This is a genomic window from Pseudomonas sp. AGC41 (assembly GCF_057334555.1).
Genome location: NZ_JBHFJB010000058.1, coordinates 6193 through 11390 on the forward strand (window position 1 = coordinate 6193; position 5198 = coordinate 11390).

Consider the following 5198-nt stretch of genomic DNA (forward strand, 5'->3'; position numbering starts at 1 on the left):
CCCCCCCCCCCCCCCCACAGGGGGATTGCGGTGCGGCTGGCTCAGAGCAACTCGAAACTCTGCTGCTTCACGTCCTGGGAATCCAGGCCGATCTGCACGTTGAACTTGCCCGGTTCAGCAGCGTACTTGAGCTGGGCGTTGAAGAACTTCAGGTCGTCTTCGGTGATGTCGAAGTGGATGACTTTCTTCTCGCCGGCCTTGAGCATCACCTTGCGGAAGTTCTTCAGCTCTTTCACCGGACGGATGATCGACCCGGTCACATCCTGGATGTACAGCTGCACCACGGTTTCACCGTCACGCTCGCCGGTGTTTTGCAGGGTGATGCTGGCATCGAGCTTGCCGGTCTTGTTCAGCGTGGTGGACGACAAGGCCATATCCGACAGGCTGAACGTCGTGTAGCTCAAGCCATAGCCGAACGGGTAGAGCGGGCCGGTGGTGTCGTCGAAATATTGCGAGGTGTAGTTGCCCGGCTTGCCCGGCGTGAACGGCCGGCCGATGCTCAGGTGATTGTAGTAGGTAGGAATCTGCCCGACCGAGCGCGGGAAGGTGATCGGCAGCTTGCCCGACGGGTTGTAGTCGCCGAACAGCACGTCAGCAATGGCGTTGCCGCCTTCGGTGCCGCTGAACCAGGTTTCCAGGATCGCATCGGCTTGCTGTTGTTCTTCCAGCAGCGACAGCGGACGGCCGTTCATCAGCACCAGCACCAAGGGTTTGCCGGTGGCTTTCAAGGCCTTGATCAGCTCGCGCTGGCTGGCCGGGATGTTCAGCTCGGTGCGGCTTGAGGATTCGTGGGACATGCCACGGGACTCGCCCACGGCGGCCACGACCACGTCGGCTTCCTTGGCGGCTTTCACCGCTTCATCGATCAGCTCCTGGGCCGGGCGCGGGTCGTCCACCACTTCCGGTGCGTCGAAATTGAGGAAGTTGAGGTAGTCGAGCACCTTCTTGTCGCCGGTGATATTGGCGCCACGGGCGTAGATCAGCTTCGACTCGCCGCCCAGCGCACGGGCCATGCCGTCGTACACGGTGACCGACATCGCCGGGCGACCGGCGGCGGCCCAGCTGCCCATGATGTCGATCGGGGCCTTGGCCAGTGGACCGACCAGGGCGATTTTTGCGGTTTTTTTCAAGGGCAGGGTCTGGTTGCGGTTTTCCAGCAGGACCAGGCTGCGGCGCGCCACGTCACGGGCATCGGCGCGGTGCATGCGGCTGTCGGCATAGACGTCGGCCGGGTCATCCTCGGCCTTGCCGATGCGCAGGTACGGGTCCTTGAACAGGCCCATGTCGTACTTGGCGGCCAGCACTTCGCGGACCGCATTGTCGAGGTCGCTCTGTTCGATTTCGCCAGCCTTGAGCAGCCCTGGCAGCTCTTTGCCGTAGAGCGAGTCGTTCATGCTCATGTCGATGCCGGCCTTGATCGCCAGTTTTGCCGCTTCGCGACCGTCCCGGGCGACGCCATGCTTGATCAACTCGAAAATCGCCCCGTGGTCGCTGACGGCCAGGCCCTTGAAGCCCCATTCCTTGCGCAACAGGTCGTGCATCAGCCAGGTGTTGGCGGTGGCCGGCACGCCGTTGATGGAGTTCAGCGCGACCATCACCCCGCCTGCACCGGCGTCGATAGCGGCGCGGTAGGGCGGCAGGTAGTCCTGGTACATTTTCACCGGGCTCATGTCCACGGTGTTGTAGTCCCGGCCGCCTTCCACCGCGCCATACAGGGCGAAGTGCTTGACGCTGGCCATGATGCTGTCGGCGGCGTTGGCGCCGCTGCCCTGGAACGCCTTGACCATCACCCCGGCAATGCGCGACACCAGGTAAGTGTCCTCGCCGAAACCTTCGGAGGTGCGGCCCCAGCGCGGGTCGCGGGAAATATCCACCATTGGTGCGAAGGTGATGTCCAGGCTGTCGGCCGCCGCTTCCTTGGCCGCGATACGGCCGGAGCGGTAGATGGCGTCCATGTCCCAGCTCGAAGCGAGAGCCAGGGGGATCGGGAAAATCGTGCGGTGGCCATGAATCACGTCATAGGCGAAGAACATCGGGATCTTCAGCCGGCTGCGCATGGCCGCGTCCTGCATCGGACGGTTTTCGTCGCGGGTGATGGAGTTGAACGTACCACCGATGTTACCCGCGGCGATTTCCTTGCGGATCATCTCCCGGGGCATTTCCGGGCCGATGCTGATCAGGCGCAGCTGGCCGATCTTTTCCTCGAGGGTCATTTGCTTCATCAGGTTGCTGATGAAAGCGTCCTTGTTCTCTATGGGGGCTGGCAGGTTGTCGGCTAATACGGGTTGAGTGGCCAGGGTGACAAACAGGCCCAGCAGACACAGCTTCTTCATGAATGTTTTTCTCGCAAGCCTAAAGGGCGGTGAACAGGACACGCCGGTCAGCCTAAATGTGAGGAGCGGCTATTGTTGTTCGGGTGTATCCGGATAAATGCAGCACACTTTCGAACCCATGGGGATGAACTAAGTTTCGCACCGGGCATCTTTTAGCCCATCGACCCGATTCAATCCAGTGCGGCGGCGATTATGCCCCAGACGCCGGTAAGATAGGTGGCGGTGTTTTTTTAATGCAATGCAAGGGAGCGCTCGATCCGATGAATCCACGACTGAACCACCTTCGCGGCCTGCAAATGCTGGCCCTGATGCTCTTCACAACATTGCTGGCCGGTTGCGGCATCAACAACATCCCGACGCTGGATGAACAGGCCAAGGCTGCCTGGGGCCAGGTGCAGAACCAATACCAACGCCGCGCCGACCTCATTCCCAACCTGGTGGAAACCGTCAAGGGCTACGCCCGGCATGAGCAGGAAACCCTGACCGCAGTCATCGAAGCGCGGGCCAAGGCCACCTCGATCCAGGTCGATGCCAATACCTTGGATAATCCGGAAAAACTCAAGCAGTTCCAACAAGCCCAGGATCAGTTGAGTGGGGCGTTGAGCCGCTTGATGGTGGTGTCCGAGCGCTACCCGGACCTGAAGGCCAACCAGAACTTCCTGGCCTTGCAATCGCAACTCGAAGGCACCGAGAACCGCATTGCCGTGGCGCGTCGCGATTTCATCCTGGCGGTGCAGAAGTACAACACCGAAATCCGCACGTTCCCCGGCCGCCTGTGGCACAGCGTGATGTACAGCGACTTGCCGATCCGCGAAACCTTCGAGGCGACCAGCCCGAATGCCGAAAGAGCCCCTGAAGTGAAGTTCTGATCGTTGTTCCACAGGCTATGGCATTCCCACGGATGAGGTTCCAATGCGCGCGTTGAAGTTTGGCCTGGTGCTGTTGCTCTGGGTGTTCGCAGTTACGGCCCAGGCCGAATTGAAGTTCCCGGCCTTGACCGGGCGGGTGGTCGACACCGCCCAGATGCTGGAGCCCGCGGTGCGCACGCAACTCGATGAGCAACTCAAGGCCCATGAGCAGGCGACCAGTGAGCAGGTGGTTGTCGTCACTCTGCCGGACCTGCAGGGCGCCAGCATCGAAGACTTCGGTTACCAATTAGGCCGCCACTGGGGCATCGGGCAGAAGGATAAAAACAACGGCGCGCTGCTGATCGTCGCCCGCGATGACCGTAAACTGCGGATCGAAGTGGGGTACGGCCTGGAAGATCGGCTGACCGATGCCCAGAGCTCGGTCATCATCAATCAGGTCATCACCCCGGCCTTCAAGACGGGAAATTTCGCCAAGGGCATCAGCGACGGCGTCGCGGCGATGCTCGTGGTGTTGGGCGGCAGTCCGCTGGATGAGCCGGCCCCTGCGTACACGGCAGGGTCGGCTGAGGGCGATTTCATCGAACGGCATCCGGGGCTGATCATCTTCCTGGTGATGCTGGTCATCCTGACGATCGGCGTTTGCCAGTTGCTTGGTATTTTGCCCAGTGGCGGCGGTTCTGGTGGTAGCAGTTATAGAAGCGGCGGCGGTGGCTTCGGTGGCGGCGGAGGCGGGGGCTTCAGCGGTGGCGGAGGCAGTTTTGGTGGCGGCGGTTCGTCGGGCGGCTGGTGAGCATAATAATGAGCAGGCATTCTTGACATGGCATTACTGACTGAACACGAACAACGCAAGGTGGCCGAGGCCATTGCCCGGGTCGAGCGTGACACCGATGCCGAACTGGTGACGGTGCTCGCTGCCCGCGCCGACGACTACGCCTACATCCCACTGCTCTGGGCCAGCCTGCTGGCCTTGGTGGTGCCCGGCGTGGCGCATTACCTCACCGGCTGGCTGACCCTGCACAGCTTGCTGTTGGTGCAATGGGGCAGTTTCATCGGGTTGTGCCTGCTGTTTCGCATTCCCGCCATCACCACGCACCTGATCCCTCGCTCGGTACGCCACTGGCGAGCGTCGAACCTGGCGCGCCGGCAATTTCTCGAGCAGAACCTGCACCACACGGTGGACGGCACGGGCATGCTGATCTTCGTTTGCGAGGCCGAGCGGTATGTGGAAATCCTGGTGGACGAGGGCATTTCCAAGCGGCTCGACAATAAACATTGGGAGGCGATTGTCGCGGCGTTTACTCAGCAGGTTCGCCAGGGGCAGACGTTGCAGGGCTTTGTGACGTGCATCGAAGCCTGCGGCGAACTGCTCAAGGAACACGTACCGGTGACCCATGCGCGCAATGAGTTGCCGAATCGGTTGGTGGTGCTCGGCTAAGGCATCTCCCGCCAACCCATTTACATGGCGAAAGCGCTTTTGTGGCGAGGGAGTCCCCGCCGCGTCGCCGACGCTGCGCTGTCGCGCAGCAAACAAGTGTTCGGCTTAATATTGGGTGCGCGCGGGGACAGAGGCCGTAGCTATCACTGGTGTGTGCGCACCCGCGAGGGAGAGTGGCCGGCACGGTATCGGCGTGGAGTCGTTGTAGGCACAGCAAGCTGTGACCACGTATGAGAGAGTGAATCCGTTCGACACCGTGTGCCCCGCGCGCCGTTCAATCCTGCGAGGAATTGTCATGGCGCGCAAGAAGCAGCAGAAACGATTTGAAGTCGTTCACCCTCATTGTGCCGGTATCGATATTGGCAGCCGCGAGCACTGGGTCGGCGTCAATCCCGATCAAAGCGACAAGCCGGTTCGTTGTTTTCCGGCCTTTACTGAGGATTTGGTGAAGCTGGCCGAATGGCTGGAATCGCTGAAAATCAAAGTCGTGGCGATGGAAGCCACCGGTGTCTATTGGATACCGCTGTTCGAGCTTCTCGATTCGAGGGGCTTTGAGGTGTA

5 protein-coding genes are annotated in these 5198 nt (G+C 61.1%); 4 read left to right on the forward strand and 1 reads right to left on the reverse strand.

Annotated elements, in window-relative coordinates; all coding sequences use genetic code 11:
* Window positions 1–41: 41 nt before the first annotated feature.
* Complete coding sequence (gene bglX, locus ACE04F_RS11335; RefSeq protein WP_486106724.1) at window positions 42–2333, reverse strand: beta-glucosidase BglX; 2292 nt, start codon at window positions 2331–2333, stop codon at window positions 42–44.
* Between the two features lie 260 nt (window positions 2334–2593).
* Here bglX and ACE04F_RS11340 point away from each other — a divergent pair, with 260 nt between their 5' ends.
* From ACE04F_RS11340 to ACE04F_RS11355, 4 genes are all read left to right on the forward strand, one after another.
* Complete coding sequence (locus tag ACE04F_RS11340; protein WP_486106726.1) at window positions 2594–3202, forward strand: LemA family protein; 609 nt, start codon at window positions 2594–2596, stop codon at window positions 3200–3202.
* 43 nt (window positions 3203–3245) lie between these two features.
* Window positions 3246–3992, forward strand: coding sequence for a TPM domain-containing protein (locus tag ACE04F_RS11345; protein WP_486106728.1), 747 nt, complete (start codon window positions 3246–3248; stop codon window positions 3990–3992).
* A 27-nt stretch (window positions 3993–4019) separates the two neighbouring features.
* Window positions 4020–4637, forward strand: a complete 618-nt coding sequence (locus ACE04F_RS11350) for a TPM domain-containing protein (protein WP_305496251.1) — start codon at window positions 4020–4022, stop codon at window positions 4635–4637.
* Between the two features lie 295 nt (window positions 4638–4932).
* Window positions 4933–5198, forward strand: a 266-nt coding sequence (locus ACE04F_RS11355; protein ID WP_486106730.1) for an IS110 family transposase, incomplete at its 3' end; no start/stop codon positions are given.

What these genes read in the sequence shown, in the direction of transcription:
- bglX (WP_486106724.1), bottom strand. Translation starts at nt 2,333, where the DNA reads ATGAAGAAGCTGTGTCTGCTGGGCCTGTTTGTCACCCTGGCCACTCAA.
- ACE04F_RS11340 (WP_486106726.1), top strand. Translation starts at nt 2,594, where the DNA reads ATGAATCCACGACTGAACCACCTTCGCGGCCTGCAAATGCTGGCCCTG.
- ACE04F_RS11345 (WP_486106728.1), top strand. Translation starts at nt 3,246, where the DNA reads ATGCGCGCGTTGAAGTTTGGCCTGGTGCTGTTGCTCTGGGTGTTCGCA.
- ACE04F_RS11350 (WP_305496251.1), top strand. Translation starts at nt 4,020, where the DNA reads ATGGCATTACTGACTGAACACGAACAACGCAAGGTGGCCGAGGCCATT.